This is a genomic window from Microbacterium sp., from assembly GCF_052099035.1.
Lineage (GTDB): Bacteria > Actinomycetota > Actinomycetes > Actinomycetales > Microbacteriaceae > Microbacterium.
In genome coordinates this window covers 1-20,652 of the sequence record NZ_JBQDSX010000050.1, presented here as the reverse complement: position 1 = coordinate 20,652, position 20,652 = coordinate 1, and the positions used below count along the sequence as shown (strand labels likewise).

Genomic DNA, 20,652 nt, shown 5'->3' with positions numbered 1-20,652 from the left:
GCCTGGTTGCCGAGCTCCATCTGCGATGAGGCGCGCCCGACCGTGCCAGCGGCATTATCGAGGACGGCGATGGAGTTGATCGTGAAACCGAGACCGGCGCCGAGCCCGGCTGGCTATGTCAAGCTGAAGTGGCCCAGGGATGTCGCTCTGAACTGGCCCACGTGAGCCTGCTTTCCAACTCGGAAAGTATGCTCTATGCTTTCCGGTATGGAAAGCTCAAACCGGCCGCAGAACACCCCCGCGGAGGATCTGGCCCTTATCGGACAGGCCCAGGATCATCTGGATCCGCCTCGTGGGTTCGCATTGACTTACGACGTGCTCTTCAGCATCGTCTGCGGCGTTTTTGTCGGGGCGCAGGCGCTGCCGCTGACAATCCGCCCGTTCGCGACCATCGTCGTCGTGCTCGCGCTCATCGCTCTGATGGTCTGGTGGCGGCGTCGGCTGGGGTGGTGGCTCAGCGGTTACTCTCCTCGGCGGGCGCGGTGGGTCACGTTTGCAATGCTCGTCCCACTCCTGGGCTTGATGTTCTGGGCGTGGGCGATGCCCGTGCTGTGGGTCGCGCTCACCGCAGGTAGCATCGCGGCGGCGGTTGCGTTCGCGGCCAGTCGGCTCTGGGCGCTCGTGTGGAAGCGGGAGCGCGTTGCAGCACGGAACGTCGCGTGAGCGGGCTCGATGAGCGGATTCACCATCCGACGCGACTCCAGCTCTGCGCGATGCTTGCGGCCGTAGAGGATGTCGAATTCAGCTTCGCGCGTGATCGCATCGGAGTCGCGGATTCCGTTCTCTCCAAGCACGCAAAGGCGCTCGAAGAGGCAGGATACGTCACCGTTCGCAAGGGTGTCAGCTCTGGCCGGCGCCGCACCTGGTTCAGTCTCACGATGAACGGTCGAGCAGCGTTCCGTGCCCATCTCGCCGAGCTCCAGCGCCTCGCAGGAGCCGCCACGTCTCCTCCCTCGTCAACGTAGGCGATTCTCCCCTGAGGATTTCGCTGCTCTCGCTCGTCGGTGCGGACCACGGGCGCGTCAGCTGCTTTGGTTGCGGGTGTGGGCGAGCCGGTAGCTGGTGGTGCCGGTCTCGATGATGGTGCCGTTGAAGGTGAGCCGGTCGATGATCGCGGCGCAGAGGCGTGGGTCGGTGAAGGTGTCGGTCCAGCCGGAGAAAGACTGGTTGGAGGCGATCGCGACGGAGTTCTTCTCTTCTCGTTCGGTGAGGACTTGGAAGAGGAGCTCGGCGCCGCGGCGGTCGAGTTCCATGTATCCGAGCTCGTCGATGCAGAGCAGATCAACGCGGCCGTAGCGGGCGATCGTGCGCGCGAGTTGTTTCTCGTCGGCGGCTTCGACGAGCTCGTTCACCAGTTTCGTCGCGAGGGTGTATTTCACCCGGTAGCCCTTCTCGGCTGCGGCAGTGCCGAGCCCTATGAGGAGATGGGATTTGCCGGTGCCGGAGTCTCCGATGAGGCAGAGCGGATCGCCGCGGCGGACCCAGTCGCCTGTTGCGAGGGTGTGAATGGTCGCGGGGTTGATGTTCGGGTTCGCGTCGTAGTCGAAGTCCCCGAGCCATTTCTGGCGGGGGAACCCCGCTCCTGCGACGCGGCGGACGGTGGAGCGGCGGTCCCGGTCGTCGCATTCAGCGAGGAGGAGTTCGGCGAGGAAGCCCTGGTAGGAGAGCTGCTCGTGTCCGGCGACACGGATTGCTTCGTCCATGACCGCGCGGATCGTGGGTAACCGGAGTCTGCGGCAAGCTTGGTCGACTGCGGCCGCGGCGGCTTCTTCTGTCATGCCGCGCCGTCGGCGCAGGGTCGTGGTGACGGGTGTGGTGGTGCTCATGTGTTCGTCGTTCCTTCTCTTTCATCAGTGGCAGTGGGATCGGTGAAGATGAGGCGGCGCTGCAGGAGCTCGTCGTAGTGGGTGACGGACGGCAACGGGCGTTTGTCGGGCGGGAGGCCGGCGATCACAGCCTGCGGGTCGCGGAGGCGGCGTTGGGTGAGACTGACAACCCTGTGCTCGACGTGTGATTGAGGTGCAACGGGATGTCGCTCCCATGTGGCCCCGCTGCCATGTAGGCGTGCCTCGACCGCGACGACGTCCGCGGTGACCGCGCCGACCGAGAGAGCGGCCCTGATCCCGGCGATCACGTCCGCAGCTCGCATACTCCGATGTAGGAGAAGCACCTCGATGAGCTCTCTCGTGCCCGCGCTGTCACCGTTGACCTTCCTGGTTTCCTGCCAGAACGCTTCGTGCGCGGTGGTGAACGTCCCGGACTCGCGTGCGTGAGCGAGCGCGGTCGATCCCGGCAGAGCGCCGGGCTTATGGCGAAGGACTTCGAGGTAGTGATCCAACACGATCGATTCTCCGCCGCGGGCGACGACCCGCTCATGGCGGGCGGCCTCTTCCCGCCCGTCGAAAATGGCGACCTCCGCTTCCGCGCCAGGCGCGTGCAGTTGCGGGACGAAGACCTCCGGAATCCGACCCGCCTCGATCACGATCTCCCGTCGCCGCCTGGCGACATAGTCCCGGACCGCGGCGTAGGAGACATCGGCAGCGTGCTCGTCAAGAAGGCGGGAGTGCATCCGCGTCGCCGTCATCCGTTGCTTCTTCGGCGCGGTGAGGTTCTCCCGCAACCATCCGTCGATCAGCAGCTGGAACGCGCCCAGCTTCGGAGCCTGCCGCTCAGGAACCTTCCGGCCCGGCGGGACCGGAGACGCCAACGCTTGACGCACCGTCCGACGATGCACCCGAAACCGTTTCGCCAACGCGTTCACGGACAGCTCCTCGACTCGCGCCGCGCGTCGTATCTCGGCGTACAAATCCACCCTGGACCCCAACTGGCCCTCCTCACTCGAAACAAACCGACTGAGGACCACCGTGGCGGGGGTGGGCCAAATCAAACCGACATGAACACCCCGGCGCGTCGCAACATGGGCCAGACCAAAGCGACATCCCTGGGCCAAATCAGAGTGACAGAGTCACCCGGCGATGATCCAGCCCACGGCGGCGACGGGGACGGGGACGGGGACGGTGGTGAGGATCACGGCACCGATCACCGTCAAACCCGCGATGACGAGAATCGCTCCGAGGCGCGCGATGCCCCCCTTGGTCATGCCCCACTTCAGGAGCCGGGCGGGGGCATAGGCGCCGGCGGTCCACCCGATGATGCCTGCGGTCAGGACGATCCCGGCGAGTGTAGCGCTGATCCCTCGCACGCTGGTAAGGGCGAGCGGAATGAACAGGTCTGCGGTGAAGAACGCCATGGACAAGGCGGCTGCGAACACCACATTCGCCGGGAGCCCTCGACGCGCGGTGAGCGTCCCGGCAGGCAGAACCCGCCGGACCCCGAGATAGGCGAAGGGCAGGCCGACCACGAGAGCCACAAGCGCCCACTGCACCGGCAGGTTGGGTGCGATCAGCACCGCACCGAGCCCGACGCTCAGGACCAGGCCCCAGCCGAGCCCTCGCAGCAGCGTGCGGCGGTTCTCGCTGGGCGCGACCCCTGGCTCGGTGGTCCGCGTGGCTTGCCGGTCGATGCGTCCGAGTGGTCGGCGGACCAGGAACGCGGCCAGCGGAGCTAACGGGACGAGGATCCCGAAGACCCACCGCCAGGTGAGCGTCTCCGCGATCAGCCCGGCGAGCACCGGGCCCACCAGACTCGGGATGGTGAAGGCGCTAGCATTCAGGGCAAGCATCTTGGGCCGGATCTGGTCCGGGAAGCCCTTCCCGATCGCCGAGTACGCCGCCACCGACAGTGCACCAGCACCCAAACCCTGAAATACGCGGCCGAGCACGATCACCGACATCGTCGGAGCCAGGCTCGAGATGAGCAGGCCGCCGGCAAAGCTGACCGTTCCCACGGCTAGCGGCCTGACGATGCCGAATCGGTCGAAGACCGGCCCCGCGACCGCGAGACCAACGATGTTGGCCAGCGTGAACGCGGTGAACACCCATCCATACAAGGCCAGGCCACCGAGCTCCTCAGCGGCGGCCGGGAGGGCCGTGCTGACCCCCAGGCGGGAGAACGCGGCGGCGGCAACCAGTGTCACCAGACCGATTGCCAGCGCGCGGAACCGAGGACTCAGCACGCCCTCGGCCATCGATGACTCACGCTGCCTGTTCGCCATCCTTTGCCTCCTGCTATATCGGTTCGCTGTCACTACTTATTCAACTAGTTATGTCGCATAGTTATTCCTCATAGTAGCCTTGATCACACAGGTCGGATAGGAGGTGGCGACATGGCGACGACCCAGCAGGTCATCGATGCTCTGTGGCGGGCATGCCGCGGGGTGCAGGTCTATCGGGATCTCCCCGACGGCCTTAGGCGGGCCCACCTGCACGTCTTGTACGCACTTGAAGAGCTCGGCGGAGCGGCCCGGGTGACCGCCCTCGCGGAGAAGGCTCTGGTCAAGATCCCCAACATGACCCGCCTACTCCAAGAAACCGAGGCCGCGGGCTGGACCACCAGGTCCGCGGTCCCGACCGACAAGCGCACAGTCCTGATTCGCCTGACCGAGGCCGGAACAGCCTGCCTCCAGACTTACTACTGGGATTACCTGGACGCGATCGCCGAGAGCCTCCGCCCCGAGGAGCACCCCCAATACGACGCCATGATCGCCGCCATCGACCAGGCCGTCGCCACCATCCAACAGGTCACCGCCACCATCGACGAGACATGACGCCGGCCCGAGACCAGACTCTTCACTCGGCAAAACTACGAACGCGGCGTCAGACGCCGCAAGCCGGTCCCGCGAGGGAGCCTAATCTGCAACATCGTCACGTCTCGGAAAACAAAAGCTTTCCGAGGCATGCAACACCTCTCCCGAGCTGCAGGAACATGTGGCAGATTTCCGGGACGCGATTTGTCTTGGAAACATGTCTTACCACAAAGTGTCTTTCCTCCGCCGCTTCTAGCAGATATTGAGGCAGAATGGCCCGGTGAGACATCTCGGGTACACACGGGTCAGCACCAGAAGCCAAGACGCGAAACTGCAGGTCGACGCCCTGGTCAAATCGGGTGTCCAGGAGCGTGACATTTTCGCCGACGTCACCTCGGGCAGCCGGACTGCGATCTCGCGCCCCGGGATGAAGAAACTGCTCGAGTACGCCAAGCCCGGTGACACGGTCGTCGTCTGGCGGGTCGATCGACTCGGGCGGTCACTCATCGATGTTCTCAACACGGTCAAGCTGCTCCGGGAGCGGGACGTGCAGTTGAAGAGCATCTCGGACGGGATCGACCCGTCGACGACCTCCGGCCGGTTGATGCTGAACATGCTCGCCACGTTGGCTGAATACGAACGCGAACTGATCACCGAGCGTGTGAACGCCGGAATCACGGCTGCCCGGAACGGCGGTACCAAGTTCGGCCGGCCCCTGTCAGATCCCGTCGTCGTCGCCGACAAACTCAAGCTCGTCACGGAAGCCCGGGCGAAGGGCCGCACTGCGGAGGATGCTGCAAAGCTTGTCGGATGGAGCCGGGCCACTTTGTACCGCCACCAGCAGGCCCTCGCGGCGCGCGAGAGCACCACCGTGTAGGAGACTCGTGGATGCGGCGAAGCGGTGGCATATTCTTCGGCTGCATGTCGAGGACCAGATCCTCGCCCGGGAGACCGGGATCTCCAGCCGAACTTTGCAACGCTGGCACCAGCTCTACCGAGTAGGCGGCGTCGCAGCCCTCGACCCTCATGCGCGCACAGACAAGGGTGTCCGCCGAACCTCGGCCGAGACGGTCGCTTTCGTCGAGCGGTTGGCGCTCACTCGGCCACGGCCCAGTGTCGCCACGCTGCATCGTCTTGCCATCGCGGATGCGCAAGCGCACGAGCTGCCGTCACCGAGCTATGCGACCGTACGGCAAATTGTCCAAGCACTCGATCCTGCCCTTGTCACCCTGGCACTTGAAGGGCCGGTCTCGTATCGGGACAAGCACGAGCTCGTCTTCCGCCGCCGCGCGGGACAGCCCAACCAAACCTGGCAATCCGATCACACCGAACTCGACATCCTCATCGTCGGCGCCGACGGAAAACCCGACCGCCCCTGGCTGACCACGGTGATGGACGACTACTCCCGCGCCATCTGCGGATACATGGTCTTCACCGGCGCCCCCTCAGCCATCAACACTGCCCTCGCTCTTCGGCAGGCGATCTGGCGAAAGACAGACCCAGCGTGGGCGATGTGCGGCATCCCCGACATCCTGCACGTCGATCACGGCTCCGACTTCATCAGCCACCACCTCGAGCGGACCGCTCTCGCCCTGCACACCCGGATCATCCACTCGACCGTCGGTCGACCCCAAGGGCGAGGAAAGATCGAGAGGTTCTTCGGCACCATCAACACCGAACTCCTGGCCACGCTACCCGGCCACCTCGGACCCGGCAGCCGGACACCAACGCCTGTCCTCGACCTCGCAGGGCTCGATCGTGCGATCGGCGAATTCATCGGCACCTACAACGACCGGACCCACAGCGAGTTAGGGACCTCGCCGCGGAACGCATGGGTCGCCGACGGGTGGCTGCCCCGTATGCCCGACAGCCTTCAAGAACTCGACGGGCTGCTCCTTACTGTTCCGAAGAACCGGGTCGTGCAACGCGACGGCATCCACTTTCAAGGCCAGCGCTACCTCGCCCCGACTCTCGCCCCGTTCGTTGGGCACACCATCACCATCCGGTACGACCCCCGCGACATCTCCGAGATCCGCGTCTACGACAGGGACACCTTCATCTGCACCGCCATCGATGAAGCCCACCCCAACCTTCGCCTCAGCCTCCGCGACATCGAAACCGCTCGCCGGGGCCGCCGCAAGCAATTGCGGCGAGCCATCAACGATCGCATCCCGACCGTTGCCGCACGCGAGGAACCTCGCGGCCCCGAACCGACGAAGCGACGGCCGAAGCTCCGCACCTACGAAGAGGACGAGTGATGAACCAGGCATTCATCGTCACCAAAGAACACCGACGCTTCACCGAGTTCGCCAACGCCGTGCGGAAAGAGAAAACGATCGGGATCTGCCACGGCGCTGCCGGCGTCGGGAAAACGAACTCCGCCCGCCGCTACGCGAACTGGGACGCCCTCGAGGCCTATATCAACGAGTGGGGTCCCCGCGGAGACCACGACGCGAAGCACTACGCCCTCGCCAACCGATCCCGCACTGTCTTCTACACGCCAGAAGTCCTCTGCCGGCCCAAAGACCTCATGACCGAGGTCATGCACTGGCAGATCAAGGTCGGCATCTGCGCCGACGAGCACCTTCGCTCCCTAATGCCTGAGGCAGAGTCGGTCAGGCACAAGGACGTCACCCGCCTCGTCGAGCTGCTGATCATCGACGAAGCCGAACGGCTCACTCCCACGGCACTGGAGCTTCTGCGGGACCAGCACGACCGCACCCACCTCGCGATGATCTTGATCGGCATGCCCGGCATTGACGAACGATTCCGTCACTATCCGCAGCTCTACAGCCGCCTCGGATTCTCACACCACTACCGGACCCTCGGACGCGAAGAACTCCTGTTCGTCCTGGACCGCCATTGGAAGCGACTCGGCAAGATCCTCGATCCTGACGACTTCACCGACGCGCAAGCGATCGCCGCCATCGAGCGCATCACCCGCGGCAACTTCTGCCTCCTCGAACGACTCTTCCCCCAGATCAACCGGGTACTGAAGATCAACCAGCTCGACACCATCACCGACGACGTCATCGAGGCCGCCGCCAGCATCCTCGTCATCGGCAACTAGCGACACGAAGCGATCAAAGACCACCGCCAGAGAGCGCTGAACTCCACACACCTGGGCAGGGTCGTCGACAGCCCTGCCGTAAACGATCGTTTCTGGCGGATGCCAATAGCTGAGTTAGCTTTGGTGGCGTGACCGACGTTCAGGCAGTGGGATTTGACCTCGATGGCACTCTGTTCGACCATCATGGTGCCGCCAGTACTGCCGTGGATCTATTCCTCTCTTCCCTCGGTGCGCGTCCATCCACGGCTGCACGAGAGCTATGGTTCGCATCTGAAGAAACTGAGTACGAGCGATGGCGCGCGGGGCTCATCACTTTTCAAGAGCAGCGCCGACGCCGGCTCCTGGCCGTGCTCCCAGCGCTCGGTATCACTGTCGATGAGAACCCGCGCCCACTCGACCTTCTCTTCGCGGAGTATCTGAGCGCATATCGGGCGGCATGGCGAGCCTTCCCGGACGTCCTCGACGTACTAGCTTCATTGCGTCGCCAAGGCCTTCGACTCGGCATCCTCACCAACGGGAGCGAGGAGCAACAGCTGGACAAGCTGAAGGTGACCGGACTCTACGACGCGGTTGACGTCATCTGCATTTCGGAGAAGATCGGAGTGCAGAAACCCAGCCGTGAAGCCTTCGAGATTCTCGCTGAGAAGCTCGACGTGGTGCCTAGTGAGTGTCTCTTCATCGGTGACAATCCTCGGCAGGACATCGCTGGCGCACGCGCCGCGGGTATGCAGGCGAAGTTGATCGAACGCTACCGAGAAGGTAGCGAGAGTCTGGCGGAGACCGTTCACTCCGCACTGGCTGTGAGGCTCTAGCAAAGCGAAATCTCGAAGCGCCATTCCCTATTCCCGTGATGGTGCGCGCCGCATCCATTAGCGCGCTGCCAGATGGCGACGGCGAGCGACGTACGATCGTTTGGTGATCGTGGCGGTTGAAGGTCCCAGCGCAGCAGGAAAGACGACGTGGTGTCGGGCGACGGTGCCTGAGTTCGTCGAGGAATACAAACCCACCGGACTAGAGCCCGACGGAAGCGCCCCAACGGTCCAAGCGAAGTACTGGACAGAAGTCAACGCAGATCGTTGGGCACAAGCGATCGCTCTTGAGGAACGGTCTGGGGTCGCAGTCTGCGATAGCGATCCTCTCAAACTGCATTACTCATGGTGCCTGGCTCGTATCGGCGCAGCCTCCATCTCCCGGTTCCTTTGTGAACTCGATGCGGTCCGCGAAGCGATGCTCTCGCGGCGAATTGGTTTCGCAGACGCTGTCTTGTTGACAGCGCCGGATGAAGCGATTCTGAGGATTCAGAAGGACGGCGATCTCACACGATCCCGCCGCTCCTTTGAACTGCATGTTCGACTACGTGAGCCCTTGCAAGAGTGGTACGAGGTACTCGAACGCCTACGACCCGGGACCGTCATACGGGGGCTTCCAACGGCGGGCGTGGAGGATCTGCGAACAATGCGGAGCGAGGGCCGGTATGACGTCGAGGTACTTGGTGCGCTCGCATCGCAGCTGCCGCGGGTTGGGTAGCCGATAACGGTCGTCTTCGGCTGTCTCGCAAGTATGGTCCGACGGGGCGTCCCATAGCCGAAGCGTTGCGCGACACCTGCCGTCACGCCGCCACGAGGGGACGGGTCCCATGGCGTTTCCGCGAAACCAGCCGAAAACCCCTGCCGTTTGGGGGTTATGACGAGCGTTTGCGGCAGGCATTCCGAGTCCTGGTGCTGGATCACCCCGTAAACGATCGTTTGCGGTGAGGTCTCTCAGCGGGATGCAGCGGATGCCGGCGCCCAAATACGCCGGTCTTGATCACGCCGGGTCACCAGTAGGAACCACTCTACGTGAGCTTCTCACAATCGTGAAGTAGTGGATAGCACTTCCCCAGCTCTGTAGAAAGCGGACCCTCACCGTGCGGACGGTGGAACGCCCAGCGTTCGCATCGCCTGCTGTCGGACACGCTCCACCGGATCCTCGAGCCTCTCTGCGACGCGCCCGCTCGGGTCGTCGAGTTCGTGGCGGACGATGACCTTCAACGCCATTTCGCGCACGCGCCATGCATCGTCCCTCAGAGCATCGACCACAAGCAGCGGACGCGTGGGCGGACCGATATGCAGGAGTCCCCGCGCTCCCCAGACACGCGACCAGTACGCTGGCCAGCCGATGTGCCCTTTGAGCCATGCGATGTCCGGGTATCGCGGGTCATCATCGGTCGCGACACCGCTCAGGAGCGCCTCGCACCAGTCCACCACCACATCGCGGCCGAACAGCTCGACGGCGTGGCGGGCGTTCTCCGCCGGGGTCAGCCGACGGTAGGGCGCGGGAAACATGGGACGACCGTACCGGAATCCGTTCGTTCACGAACGATGTCATCGGTGTGCAGATTGGTGATCGCCTCTACTGCGTCCATCGTTCCACTGTGCCACCGCGGACCAGGCAGCGCCATTGCTAGGCTCACCTGTGATGACAAGTCTTGAGCTCGCGACAGAAGCCTCCGACCAGTGGATTTCCACACAGATCAAGGATTGGTCGCCACGGTGGCAAGAGAACGTGTCGGAATGGCTGCAGCCCAGCCTCGCACTCGTGGGCGACGCCGAGTGGGGTGGCCAGTTCCGCGACATGGTTCAGCTGCCGATCGATGATCCTCTCGCCTGGGCCAACCGACGAGTTGAGCTCTCCAACGGACACTGGGCCATCGTCGGCATCCGGTTTCGCGGGCAAGACATCCAGAAGCCGTTCGTCGACGTGATCGCAACATCACTTCTCCCGACTCCACACGGAATTGCGGCGCTCAGCGAAGTGCTGCCGCACTTCACCGACTTCGCTCCCCTGTGCTTGCGGGTGAACCTTCCGGACCCGGATCGAAACCTTCGAATACTCGACCAGTCAGCTGCGGATGCTGCGCACATCACGCCCGACCTCCTCATCGTCGGTCGTCCGGTCAAAGAAATGAACGAACAGGTGCCAGCCGACCGCTACGACGATGTGACCCTGGTCCGCTACGACCCCGACCAGGCTGCGGAACGCGTGCGCGCGATCTATGACGAACTCACACAGTCTCGGCCCGACCTCGGTCAATGGGCGACGCCGGCGGACGCCGAATCGTTAGAGGATGCAGCTGAGCAGGGCCTTCTCTTCGACATTCGGGTAGACGGCGCCTCGGCGGGCATCCTCGCCGCCGAACGTGACGACGCCTACGGATTCACGGGTTTCTGCATGCAGGAGATCGCCCTCGATTCTGCCTACCGAGGACAGCAGATCGGCGTCGCGGCCCTGCAGCGACTCTCCCGGGAGCTGCCTTCGACACTGGACGACGTGCTCTGGGGACACATCCACCCAGACAACGGACCATCTCTGCGCAACGCCCAGGCAAGCGGACGAAAGGTCGTCACCGCTCACGTGTGGCTCACGCCACCCGGATACCCAGGGATGCCGTCACGCTAGTCACGCGTCTTTAGCGGATCGCCACCGGAGTAGCATAGAAGCGTGCCCGACTCCACCCGCTCCCCCGCCTCGACGCCGGGATGGCACGGTTGGTTGATCTGGTCCGTGGGCGTCGCTGCGTACGTCCTCGCGATCGCGAACCGCACGTCGCTCGGCGCAGTCGGTGTGGATGCCGCAGAGCGCTTCCATGCGGATGCCGCGACGCTCTCCCTTTTCGCCGTCGTGCAGCTCGCCGTCTACGGCGGCATGCAGATCCCCGTTGGGGTATTCCTCGACCGATACGGTGCACGCCCGATCATCACGCTCGGAATGGTGCTGATGGCGGCGGGCCAGCTGACCATGGCGATCTCCCCCAGCATCGGAATCGCGATCGTCGCGCGCGTGCTGCTCGGCGCTGGCGACGCTATGGTTTTCCCCGCGGTGCTGCGTCTGGTCGCCACCTGGTTCCCCGCACAGCGCGGCCCGCTGATGGTGCAGCTGACCGGCGTCATCGGTCAGTCCGGACAGCTTGTCGCCCTCATCCCGGTCGCAGCGCTGCTGCACGCCACCACCTGGACGATCACCTTCGGGAGCATCGCCGGACTCGGCATCCTCTTCGCTATCCTCGTCTTCGCCGTCATCCGCAACCACCCGCCCGAAGTACAAGCCGATGTGACGATCAACACGGATACCGGTGTGGTGCGCGTGGTCACATCCGCCATCGACACCGGTGTCGGAATCCGCGCGGCATGGGCGCATCCCGGTACCCGTCTGGCATTCTGGTCCCACTTCGCAACCCCGTTCGCCGGGACTGCATTCGTTCTGCTGTGGGGAATGCCATTCCTGACGGCAGGAGAGGGCCTCTCCCCCGCCGAAGCAGCAACCCTGATCTCGGTATATGTCGCTTTCGGCATGTTTCTCGGACCAGTGCTGGGAGAACTTTCCCGCCGTAATCCGAATCGACGATCTGTGGCGCTCGTTCTTCCGACGGTCGCCGTTCAGCTGATCGCCTGGGTAGCGGTCATCGTCTACCCGGGGCCCGCGCCGCTGTGGCTGCTGTATCTGCTTGCGATCGCCCTCGCCACCGGCGGCCCAGCATCCATGATCGCGTTCGATCATGCCCGTACGCACAACCCGGCCCACCGCCTCAGTACGGCGACAGGCCTCACGAACGCGGGCGGGTTCATCGCGGCGCTCACTGCTGTGTTCCTCATCGGACTCGCGCTCGACCTGCAAGGGGCGGGAACTCCGGACACCTATTCGTTGAGCGCCTTCCGGCTCGCATTCCTCACGCAGGTGCCGCTGTGGTTGCTCGGGGTGACTTTCATCCTCATCGAGCGCAAGCGCACGAGGATCCGCATGGGATTGGACCGTGAGCGCACACGGCGCTCACGGTCCACCTAGAACGCGTCAGAGACCTGCCGCGTCGTCGGGAGCGCTGGTCGAGCGGCGCGTGGTCTGCGATCCCGATGCAGGATCGACAGAGGTCTGGGTAACCGTATTCGTCTGGCGACGGCGGGCCACCAGGACGATGCCGATGATGAAGACGAGGAAGCCTGCGCCCATCAGGATGTACCCGATCATGTCGAGGTTCGCCCATTCGACTTGAATATTCACAGCGAACGCGAGAATTGCGCCGATCACGAACAAGACGATTCCAGTACCGATGCTCATGGTCTCCCTTTCCGGTGCCGCGGGTCGGCACGCATACGGGGCCGAAGCCCCGTGACAACTCGATACTGACAGGAAATCTCTATTTTCAGCAACGGGTTGACAGGGGTGTCACCGTTCGTGCGAGACGCATGCCAACATCGTCATGATGCATCCGAGGGGCTCCCCCGCGCCGGACAGAAGCACGCACGCTCCAGGCATCATCGGCGTAGCCTCCGCCGCGGAAGACGCGATAACCGTCATATTGGGCAGGATCAAGAACGTCCCAGCACCACTCCCAGACGTTGCCGAGCGTGTCGAAGAGGCCATTCAGATTCGGCAGCTTCCCGCCGACATTCTGCGGCGACGTCGTGCCGTCAGCCGCTGTCCACGCGATCTCTGTGAGTGGACCGTAGTGCGGTGCGTTCGATCCTGCGCGGCACGCGTACTCCCACTCCGCCTCGGTGGGCAGCCGATAGCCGTCGCTGTCGAGATCCCAGGTGACGTCTTCGCCATCGAAGGAGTATGCCCGGTCGAGTCCCTCCCATTCGGATACGGCGTTGCAGAAGCGGATTGCACGCAACCAGCTGAGGTCGGATGCCGGTCGGCGAGGATGCTCCCCCATGATGCCGAGCACTTCAGCGAACTGCTCCTGAGTGACGGCGTATACGCCGATCGCGAAGGGCTCGAGGTTCATCGTGCGGTGGGTTTCGCGTCGCGCGTCGTGCAGGGTCACGCTACCGCCCGGGAGCCGGGCCATCTCGATATCGGTCACGCCGATGCGGCCTGGGGCTTCGCAGGGAGGCGAATCGCGAAGATCCGCATGAAGTACTGGCAGAGCGGTCCGACGAGGAGAGCAAAAGCGAGCGTACCGATGCCGACGTTGCCGCCGAGCGACCATCCGACCGCGACCACGACGATCTCAATGCCGGTACGAACGATCCAGATCGGCCGGCGCGTGCGCGCATGCAGCCCGGTCATGAGGCCATCGCGGGGGCCGGGTCCGAAGTGCGCCCCGATGTAGAGCCCGGTGGCAGCGGCAAGGACCAGCAGCCCGATCACGAAGAAGCAGATGCGCAACCAGAGAACCTGCCCGGGCGGAATGAGGAAGAGCCCAACATCGGCGGAGGGGCCGACCAGGAGAGCGTTCAATACCGTGCCCACGCCATATCGCTGGCGCAGTGGGAGCCAGAGCACGAGCACCACGACGCTCGTGAGGATCGTGATCACGCCGAATGAGAGGGGCACGTGCAGCGCGATGCCCTGCGAGAGCACATCCCAGGGGGCAGCACCGATTTCGCCGCGGATCATGAACGCGATGCCGATCCCGTAGAGGAACAGACCGATCAGTAGCTGCGCGATCCGGCGTGGTAGTCGTCGACCGCGCGCGCGGTTCACTGCGGGACTCGTTCCACCCAGGTGGGGTACTTGGCGGTCCGTCCGTCACCGGAAGACGTGCGCGTGATGCGGCGCTTCACCCACGGCCCGACGTGCTGCCGGTAGTAGGCGAAGCCCGAGCCACCGGCGACGCGCTCTGCGGGCGCCCACCATTCGCTGGGAGGCTCGTACCCGAGGGCATTCAAGACGCGCGCGGCGACGCGGTGGTGACCGTTCGCGTTCATATGCAAGCGATCCTCAGACCAGTACGCTCCGGCAGAGAGTTCGCGATCGGGCCAATTGAGGGCGCGGATGACATCATCACGACCATCGATCCGACGCACGACTGCCTCGGAGAGAGCATCGCCGCGGCGCTGGATGAGGGATCCCATCGGAAGCTGTCCGGCGGGGTTGGTGCCCGACAGCACGATCAGCGTGACGCCCTGCTCATCGCAGCGGCGCAGCACCCGGGAGAAGGTGTCAGCGATGTGCTCGACATCGGTGCGGGGCCGCATCACGTCGTTGCCGCCGCCGTTGAAGGACAGGTGCGTCGGTCCCAGTTCGAGCGCAGGTTCGAGCTGCTCCTCAACGATCGGCCAGGCGAGCTTGCCACGGATCGCAAAGTTCGCGTACTGGATCGGGTGCCCTACGGCATCCGCCCATCCTTGAGCAGCGATATCAGCCCAGCCGCGCACACGACCGTCGGGAAGCTCATCACCGACGCCCTCGGTGAACGAGTCACCGATCGCCACGAATCTGACAGCACTCACCGACCCAGCCTATTCCCCTCTGGGCGCGGCGGCGTCACCGGTCGTCGAGCGCTTGTCCTCGACGATCAACCAGTCCCCATGCCGCGACAGCGGCCACGACGAAGAACGCAGCGAACACGACGAACAGCAGTGGTGCTCCCCCAATGCCGAGCAGGACCGGCACCAGCAGCGGCGCGATGATCGAGGCGATGCGCCCCACCCCTGCGGCCCATCCTGAACCGGTACCGCGCAGAGAAGTCGGATAGATCTCCGGCGTCACCGCGTACAGCGCACCCCAGGCACCGAGATTGAAGAAGGACAGCGCCATGCCGGAGCCGATGATCGCGGCATCGCCGCTCGCGGTTCCGAACAGCACCGCTGACGCTGCGGATCCGACGAGGAATACCGAGAGCGTCAGACGCCGCCCCCATACCTCGATCAGCCACGCCGCGACGGCATATCCCGGTATCTGCGCCAACGTGATCACGAGCGTGAAGCCGAAGGAGCGGATGAGGTCGTAACCCGCATCGACGAGGATGCTGGGGATCCAGATGAATGCGCCGTAATAGGCGAAGTTCACGCAGAACCACACCAGCCAGATGCACAGGGTTCGCAGACGGAATTCGGCGGACCACAGCGTGCCGAGCCGTGCTCGCGCGGATACGGCGAGAGCACGCGCTGGTCGCTCAGCGGAAGGAGACGGCGATGCGACGATACCCGCGTCTGCCTCGAAAGTCGCAACGATCCGCTCTGCCTCGCTGATGCGGCCGCGGGAGGCGAGCCAGCGCGGTGATTCCGGAAGTCCCCATCGGACGACCAGTGCGTAGACGGCGGGCACCGCGCCGAGTGCGAATGCCCATCGCCAGCCATCAGCGGATGCCGGAATGACGAAGTAGCCGATGAGCGCTGCGGCCGTCCACCCCACCGCCCAGAACGCCTCGAGGATGACGATGAGTCGGCCGCGGATGCGCGCTGGGGCGAACTCGCTGACGTACGTCGACGCGACGGGGAGTTCGGCGCCGAGCCCGAGACCGACGAAGAAGCGCAGCACGAGCAGGATCGCCACTCCGCCCGCGAGAGCACTGGCTCCTGTCGCGAGTCCGTAGATGAGCAGCGTGATCGCGAACACCTGCCGTCGGCCGAAGCGGTCGGCGAGCAGTCCGCCGAGACTCGCGCCGAGCGCCATGCCGATGAATCCGACCGAGGCGATCCAGCCGCTCTCCGTCTTCGAGATGTCCCACTGCTGCGCGAGCGCCGCCAGGATGAAGGAGATGAGTCCGACATCCATCGCGTCCAGTGCCCAGCCGAGCCCCGAGCCGGTCAGCAGTCGCAGGTGGCGGCGTGTGAACGGCAGATCATCCAGCCGGGTACCGAGATTCGCCCGGCTGGGTACCGAGCCGGTCACGCGAGCAGTGCGGTGCGGAGGGTGTCCAGGCCGACACCGCCGAGGTCGAGCGCGCGCTTGTGGAAGTGCTTGATGTCGAAGTCGGCACCCTGTTTCGCCTGATAGTCGTCGCGGACCTGCTCCCAGATCCGCTGGCCGACCTTGTAGGACGGTGCCTGGCCGGGCCAGCCGAGATAACGATTGACTTCGAACTGCACGAACTCGTCCGACATGTTCACGTTCTGGCGCATGAAGTCGAGCGCGTAGCCGGCATCCCACGTGCCGCTGCCGTCGAGCCGGTCCTTGCCGAGGTGGACGCCGATGTCGAGCACGACGCGGGCGGCCCGCATGCGCTGGCCGTCGAGCATCCCCAGCCGGTCCGCGGGGTCATCGAGGTAACCGAGCTGCTGCATGAGACGCTCGGCGTACAGCGCCCAGCCCTCCGCGTGGCCGGAAGTGCCGGCGAGCAAGCGTCGCCACGAGTTCAGCTCGGCACGGTTGTAGATCGCCTGCGAGATCTGCAGGTGGTGGCCGGGGACGCCCTCGTGGTAAACGGTGGTCAGCTCGCGCCAGGTGTCGAACTCGGTGACGCCCTCGGGCACCGACCACCACATCCGGCCGGGGCGCGAGAAGTCATCCGTGGGGCCGGTGTAGTAGATCCCGCCCTCCTGCGTCGGCGCGATCATGCACTCGATCGTGCGGATCTTCTCTGGAATATCGAAGTGCGTGGCGGCGAGCTCTGTGACAGCACGGTCGCTTGTCTCCTGCATCCACTTCTGGAGTGCGTCCGTCCCGTGCAGCTTGCGTGCGGGGTCGGCCTCGAGGTGTGCCACGGCCTCTTCGACCGTTGAGCCCGGGAGAATCTCGTTTGCGATGGAAGTCTGCTCGGCGACCATGCGCGCGAGTTCTTCGCGGCCCCACTCGTACGTCTCATCGAGGTCGATCTTCGCGCCGAGGAAACGCCGCGAATGCAATGCGTAGAGATCGCGCCCGACGGCGTCGACATCGGATGCTGCCGGCGCGAGTGTTCCGGCGAGGAACGTCTGCAGCTCGTCGTAGGCCACGCGCGCAGCGGAGGCACTGTCAGCGAGCTCGCGCGCGAGAGATGCGGGCAGGCCGCCGTCGTCGGGGGCGGCATCTGCGACGAAAGAGGCGAAGAAGCCGTCATCGGCGGTATAGCGAGCGATCTGGCCGGCAACTTCTGTCACTTGCCGTCGTGAGGGAACGATTCCCTTCTCGAGCCCAAGCCGAAGGGTGTCGGCATAGCCGCGCAGGGCGGCGGGCACTGCGGCGAGTCGCTTGGCCACGACCTCCCAGTCAGCGGCTGTCGAGGTCGGCATGAGGTCGTAGACCTGGCGCACGTCCTGCGCCGCGGAGGCGATCACATTGAGATCGCGCAGATGCCACTGCGCGTCGTCGAACTCGAGTTCCAGATCGAGCTCGCTCAGCAGATCGACCTTCGTCACCTCGTCGATGGCATTGGCCGGGGTGAGCGACACGAGATCGGCACGTGCTCTGCGCACAGCCGTGATGTAGCGTTCATGCCCCTCAGGGCTCAGATCGCCGTAACGGTCATTGCCGTCATCACGCCCGATGTACGTGCCGAGTGTGGGATCGATATCTGCCAGGGTGTCGACCCACTCTTCAGCGACCTTGTCGATCGCGGTGGGCGTGCGCGGGGTAGCCGTCATGACACCCAGCGTAGCGGCGCACATGCCGCCCGCAGTTAGTGGGCTGCCTCGTTCCAGTCCTGCCCACGCCCGACCTGGACATCCAGCGGCACTGTCAGGTCGGCTGCCCCCTCCATCCGTGAACGGACGATCTGCTCCGTTGCATCCCACTCCCCCGGTGCGACTTCCACCACCAGCTCGTCATGAATCTGCAGGAGAACGCGCGAGCGCATATCCGCTTCGTTCAAATCGGCGTGGATCCGGAACAGCGCGATCTTCATGACGTCGGCGGCGCTCCCCTGGATCGGAGCGTTCAGCGCGGCCCGCTCGGCGTTCTCACGCAGCACCCGGTTGGGGCTGGAGAGATCCGGGAAGGGGCGGCGTCGCCCACAGATCGTCTCGGTGTAGCCGACTTCCTTCGCTTTGATAACAGAGGCGCGCAGATAATCGCGCACCGCACCGAATCGGGCGAAGTATTCGACCATGAGCTGCTTGGCCTCGGACTGCTCGATACGGAGCTGCTTCGACAGGCCGAAGGCGCTCAGCCCGTACACGAGGCCGTACGACATTGCCTTGACCTTGGTGCGCATGGCCGAGGTGACCTCGGACGGCGCAACGCCGAACACGCGAGAACCGACGAAACGGTGCAGATCTTCGCCGCTGTTGAAAGCTTCGATCAGTCCCTCATCACCGGACAGGTGCGCCATGATGCGCATCTCGATCTGCGAATAGTCCGCGGTGAGGAGGGTCTCGTAGCCCTCGCCGACCTCGAACGCGCTGCGGATGCGTCGCGACTCCTCGGTGCGCACGGGGATGTTCTGAAGGTTCGGGTCGGTACTGGAGAGTCGCCCGGTCTGGCTGCCCGTCTGCACATAGGTGGTGTGGATGCGATGGTCATCTTTGATCGCCGTGTCGAGCGACTCGATGATCTGACGCAGCTTGGTCGCTTCGCGGTGCTGCAGCAGCAGATCGAGGAACGGGTGCGGGTTACTCTCCTGAAGATCTGCGAGCACCGCGGCATCCGTGGAGTACCCGGTCTTGGTCTTGCGAGTCTTGGGGAGCTGGAGGTCTTCGAACAGCACCTCCTGCAGTTGCTTCGGCGAGCCCAGATTGAACTCGCGGCCAACGAGAGCGAAGGCCTCGGTTGCAAGGCCATCGGTACGGTTGGCCAGCTCGCCCGAGAAGGTCGAGAGCACGTCGTGCGAGACCGCGACACCGGTTATCTCCATGTCGGCGAGCACCAGCAGCGTCGGCAGCTCGATATCGACGAGGACCGACGCCACGGACTCCGGCAGGTCCTCACGCAGCGCTGCGGCGGTGCGGAGAGTGAACCATGCCTCCTGTGACGGCGTAGCACCATCGGTCTCCGGGACCAGCTGCGTCGGGTCGGCGACCGGGAGCTTCTCACCGAGATACCGGTCGACGAGGTGCGCGAGCGTCTTGTCGGGCAGACTGGGGCGCAATAGCCAGCCTGCGAGCAGCGTGTCGTAGGAAAGACCTCCGATGCGGATGCCGGCGCGCAGCAGGGCCTTCACCTGAGACTTGGCATCGTTGAAGACCTTCGGGGCGTCGGATTCGAGCCAGGGACGCAGTGCGTCAGCGGTGTCAGCGGACCAGTCCGTCTCGAAGAGCTCAGTGAGAGTGGCAATACCGATGCGAGTAACCTCGCCGCCATTGACGACGAGGGTGAGCGCCCGCTCTTCGTTCTTCGCATCGAGCCAGGCCACCATCTCGGCGACGGTGGTGTCGGAGGGCGTGGGCAGCTCGACACTCGGTTCGGAGTCGGCGGGGTCTTCGCCCGTGCCGATCGCATCGAACACACGGGGCAGGAGCGTACGGAATTCGAGCCGGGCGAAGATATCGCGAATAGCCTGCACATCGGCCGGTGCCACGATGAGCTCAGCGGGACCCGCAGGAAGCTCGACGTCAGTGAGGAGCCGGTTGAGCTTGCGGTTGCGACGCACATCGTCCATGTGGTCGCGCAGGTTTCCTCCCACGACGCCCTTGATCTCATCGGCTCGCTCGAGAAGCTCGTCGAGGGACCCGAACTGCGTGAGCCACTTGACCGCTGTCTTCTCCCCCACCTTCGGCACGCCGGGGAGGTTGTCGCTCGTTTCGCCGACGAGGGCCGCGATGTCGGGGTACTGCTCCGGGCGCACCCCGTAGCGCTCCTGCACGGTCACCGGGTCGTAGCGTTTGAGCTGAGAGACCCCCTGCACCGACGGGTACAGCAGCGTCACCTCGTCGTTGACCAGCTGGATCGTGTCGCGGTCGCCCGAGACGACGAGTACGTCGTAGCCCTGTTCCGATCCCTGGCGCGCGAGCGTCGCGAGGATGTCGTCAGCCTCGATGCCCTCTTTCGTGAGCACGGGGATCGACATCGCGGCGAGGCATTCCTGGAGCAGCGGGATCTGTCCTCGGAATTCCTGCGGTGACTCGGATCTGGTCGCCTTGTACTCGGGGTACTCGTCGGTACGGAACGAGTGCCGCGACGTGTCGAACGCGATTGCCAGATGCGTCGGCTGTTCGGCCTTGATGAGGTTCACGAGCATCGACAGGAAGCCGTAGATGGCGTTCGTGTGCTGATTGTCCTTGGTCGTGAAGTTCTCGACCGGGAGGGCGAAGAAGGCACGGTAGGCGAGCGAGTGGCCGTCGACGACCATGAGGGTAGGCTTTGCGGAGTCCGTCAC

19 protein-coding genes and 1 pseudogene are annotated in these 20,652 nt (G+C 64.6%); 9 read left to right on the top strand and 11 right to left on the bottom strand.

Features of this window, described 5'->3' with window-relative positions:
- The first annotated feature begins 207 nt into the window (after positions 1–207).
- Both ACTIAO_RS13405 and ACTIAO_RS13400 read left to right on the top strand, forming a co-directional pair.
- Positions 208–663, top strand: a complete 456-nt coding sequence (locus ACTIAO_RS13405; RefSeq protein WP_441906718.1) for a hypothetical protein — start codon at positions 208–210, stop codon at positions 661–663.
- A complete protein-coding gene (locus ACTIAO_RS13400; RefSeq protein WP_113680638.1) occupies positions 660–965 on the top strand; it encodes a winged helix-turn-helix domain-containing protein in 306 nt (101 codons plus the stop codon). The genes ACTIAO_RS13405 and ACTIAO_RS13400 overlap by 4 nt, the downstream gene beginning before the upstream one ends.
- A gap of 57 nt (positions 966–1,022) precedes the next feature.
- On the opposite strand, the gene istB is transcribed toward ACTIAO_RS13400, so the two are convergent.
- The 3 genes and pseudogenes from istB to ACTIAO_RS13385 form a co-directional block, all read right to left on the bottom strand.
- Positions 1,023–1,826: an IS21-like element helper ATPase IstB gene (istB, locus tag ACTIAO_RS13395; protein ID WP_441906717.1), complete on the bottom strand. Its 804-nt coding sequence runs from the start codon at positions 1,824–1,826 to the stop codon at positions 1,023–1,025.
- A pseudogene (locus ACTIAO_RS13390) lies at positions 1,823–2,419 on the bottom strand (IS21 family transposase); the annotation flags it as partial. The gene istB and the pseudogene ACTIAO_RS13390, both read right to left, overlap by 4 nt.
- A 546-nt stretch (positions 2,420–2,965) precedes the next feature.
- On the bottom strand, positions 2,966–4,114 hold the full coding sequence (locus tag ACTIAO_RS13385) for an MFS transporter (RefSeq protein WP_441906716.1): 1,149 nt from the start codon (positions 4,112–4,114) through the stop codon (positions 2,966–2,968).
- Positions 4,115–4,225: 111 nt separating this feature from the next.
- On the opposite strand from ACTIAO_RS13385, the gene ACTIAO_RS13380 reads away from it, so the two are divergent.
- From ACTIAO_RS13380 to ACTIAO_RS13360, 5 genes are all read left to right on the top strand, one after another.
- Positions 4,226–4,666 (top strand): MarR family transcriptional regulator, encoded by a 441-nt coding sequence (locus ACTIAO_RS13380; RefSeq protein WP_404474737.1) that lies wholly within the window; start codon positions 4,226–4,228, stop codon positions 4,664–4,666.
- A 259-nt stretch (positions 4,667–4,925) separates the two neighbouring features.
- Positions 4,926–5,522 carry a recombinase family protein gene (locus tag ACTIAO_RS13375; RefSeq protein ID WP_441906715.1) on the top strand — a complete coding sequence of 199 codons (597 nt, stop codon included), beginning with the start codon at positions 4,926–4,928 and terminating at the stop codon, positions 5,520–5,522.
- 7 nt (positions 5,523–5,529) lie between these two features.
- On the top strand, positions 5,530–6,903 hold the full coding sequence (locus tag ACTIAO_RS13370; protein ID WP_441906714.1) for a Mu transposase C-terminal domain-containing protein: 1,374 nt from the start codon (positions 5,530–5,532) through the stop codon (positions 6,901–6,903).
- Complete coding sequence (locus ACTIAO_RS13365) at positions 6,903–7,715, top strand: AAA family ATPase (protein ID WP_441906713.1); 813 nt, start codon at positions 6,903–6,905, stop codon at positions 7,713–7,715. The genes ACTIAO_RS13370 and ACTIAO_RS13365 overlap by 1 nt, the downstream gene beginning before the upstream one ends.
- 128 nt (positions 7,716–7,843) lie before the next feature.
- A complete protein-coding gene (locus tag ACTIAO_RS13360) occupies positions 7,844–8,527 on the top strand; it encodes an HAD family hydrolase (protein WP_441906712.1) in 684 nt (227 codons plus the stop codon).
- A 1,089-nt stretch (positions 8,528–9,616) separates the two neighbouring features.
- On the opposite strand, the gene ACTIAO_RS13355 is transcribed toward ACTIAO_RS13360, so the two are convergent.
- Positions 9,617–10,039, bottom strand: a complete 423-nt coding sequence (locus tag ACTIAO_RS13355; protein ID WP_441906711.1) for a HEAT repeat domain-containing protein — start codon at positions 10,037–10,039, stop codon at positions 9,617–9,619.
- A gap of 133 nt (positions 10,040–10,172) precedes the next feature.
- Between ACTIAO_RS13355 and ACTIAO_RS13350 the strand changes: the two genes are divergently transcribed.
- Positions 10,173–11,153, top strand: coding sequence for a hypothetical protein (locus ACTIAO_RS13350; RefSeq protein ID WP_441906710.1), 981 nt, complete (start codon positions 10,173–10,175; stop codon positions 11,151–11,153).
- Between the two features lie 42 nt (positions 11,154–11,195).
- Positions 11,196–12,536 carry an MFS transporter gene (locus tag ACTIAO_RS13345; protein WP_441906709.1) on the top strand — a complete coding sequence of 447 codons (1,341 nt, stop codon included), beginning with the start codon at positions 11,196–11,198 and terminating at the stop codon, positions 12,534–12,536.
- 6 nt (positions 12,537–12,542) lie between these two features.
- On the opposite strand, the gene ACTIAO_RS13340 is transcribed toward ACTIAO_RS13345, so the two are convergent.
- The 7 genes from ACTIAO_RS13340 to polA all read right to left on the bottom strand — a co-directional run.
- The gene (locus ACTIAO_RS13340; RefSeq protein WP_441906708.1) at positions 12,543–12,806 is read right to left on the bottom strand and encodes a DUF6458 family protein; all 264 of its coding nucleotides are present in this window, start codon (positions 12,804–12,806) and stop codon (positions 12,543–12,545) included.
- A gap of 85 nt (positions 12,807–12,891) precedes the next feature.
- Positions 12,892–13,557 carry a formylglycine-generating enzyme family protein gene (locus tag ACTIAO_RS13335; RefSeq protein WP_441906707.1) on the bottom strand — a complete coding sequence of 222 codons (666 nt, stop codon included), beginning with the start codon at positions 13,555–13,557 and terminating at the stop codon, positions 12,892–12,894.
- Positions 13,554–14,180 (bottom strand): membrane protein YczE, encoded by a 627-nt coding sequence (yczE, locus tag ACTIAO_RS13330; RefSeq protein ID WP_441906706.1) that lies wholly within the window; start codon positions 14,178–14,180, stop codon positions 13,554–13,556. Before yczE ends, ACTIAO_RS13335 begins: the two co-directional genes overlap by 4 nt.
- Positions 14,177–14,929 carry an SGNH/GDSL hydrolase family protein gene (locus ACTIAO_RS13325; RefSeq protein ID WP_441906705.1) on the bottom strand — a complete coding sequence of 251 codons (753 nt, stop codon included), beginning with the start codon at positions 14,927–14,929 and terminating at the stop codon, positions 14,177–14,179. Before ACTIAO_RS13325 ends, yczE begins: the two co-directional genes overlap by 4 nt.
- A 34-nt stretch (positions 14,930–14,963) precedes the next feature.
- Positions 14,964–16,313 (bottom strand): MFS transporter, encoded by a 1,350-nt coding sequence (locus ACTIAO_RS13320; RefSeq protein ID WP_441906704.1) that lies wholly within the window; start codon positions 16,311–16,313, stop codon positions 14,964–14,966.
- Entirely contained in the window at positions 16,310–17,983 is a 1,674-nt protein-coding gene (locus tag ACTIAO_RS13315; RefSeq protein ID WP_441906703.1) for a DUF885 domain-containing protein, read from the bottom strand. The genes ACTIAO_RS13320 and ACTIAO_RS13315 overlap by 4 nt, the downstream gene beginning before the upstream one ends.
- A gap of 35 nt (positions 17,984–18,018) precedes the next feature.
- On the bottom strand, positions 18,019–20,652 hold a 2,634-nt coding region (polA, locus tag ACTIAO_RS13310), incomplete at its 5' end, for a DNA polymerase I (RefSeq protein ID WP_441906702.1).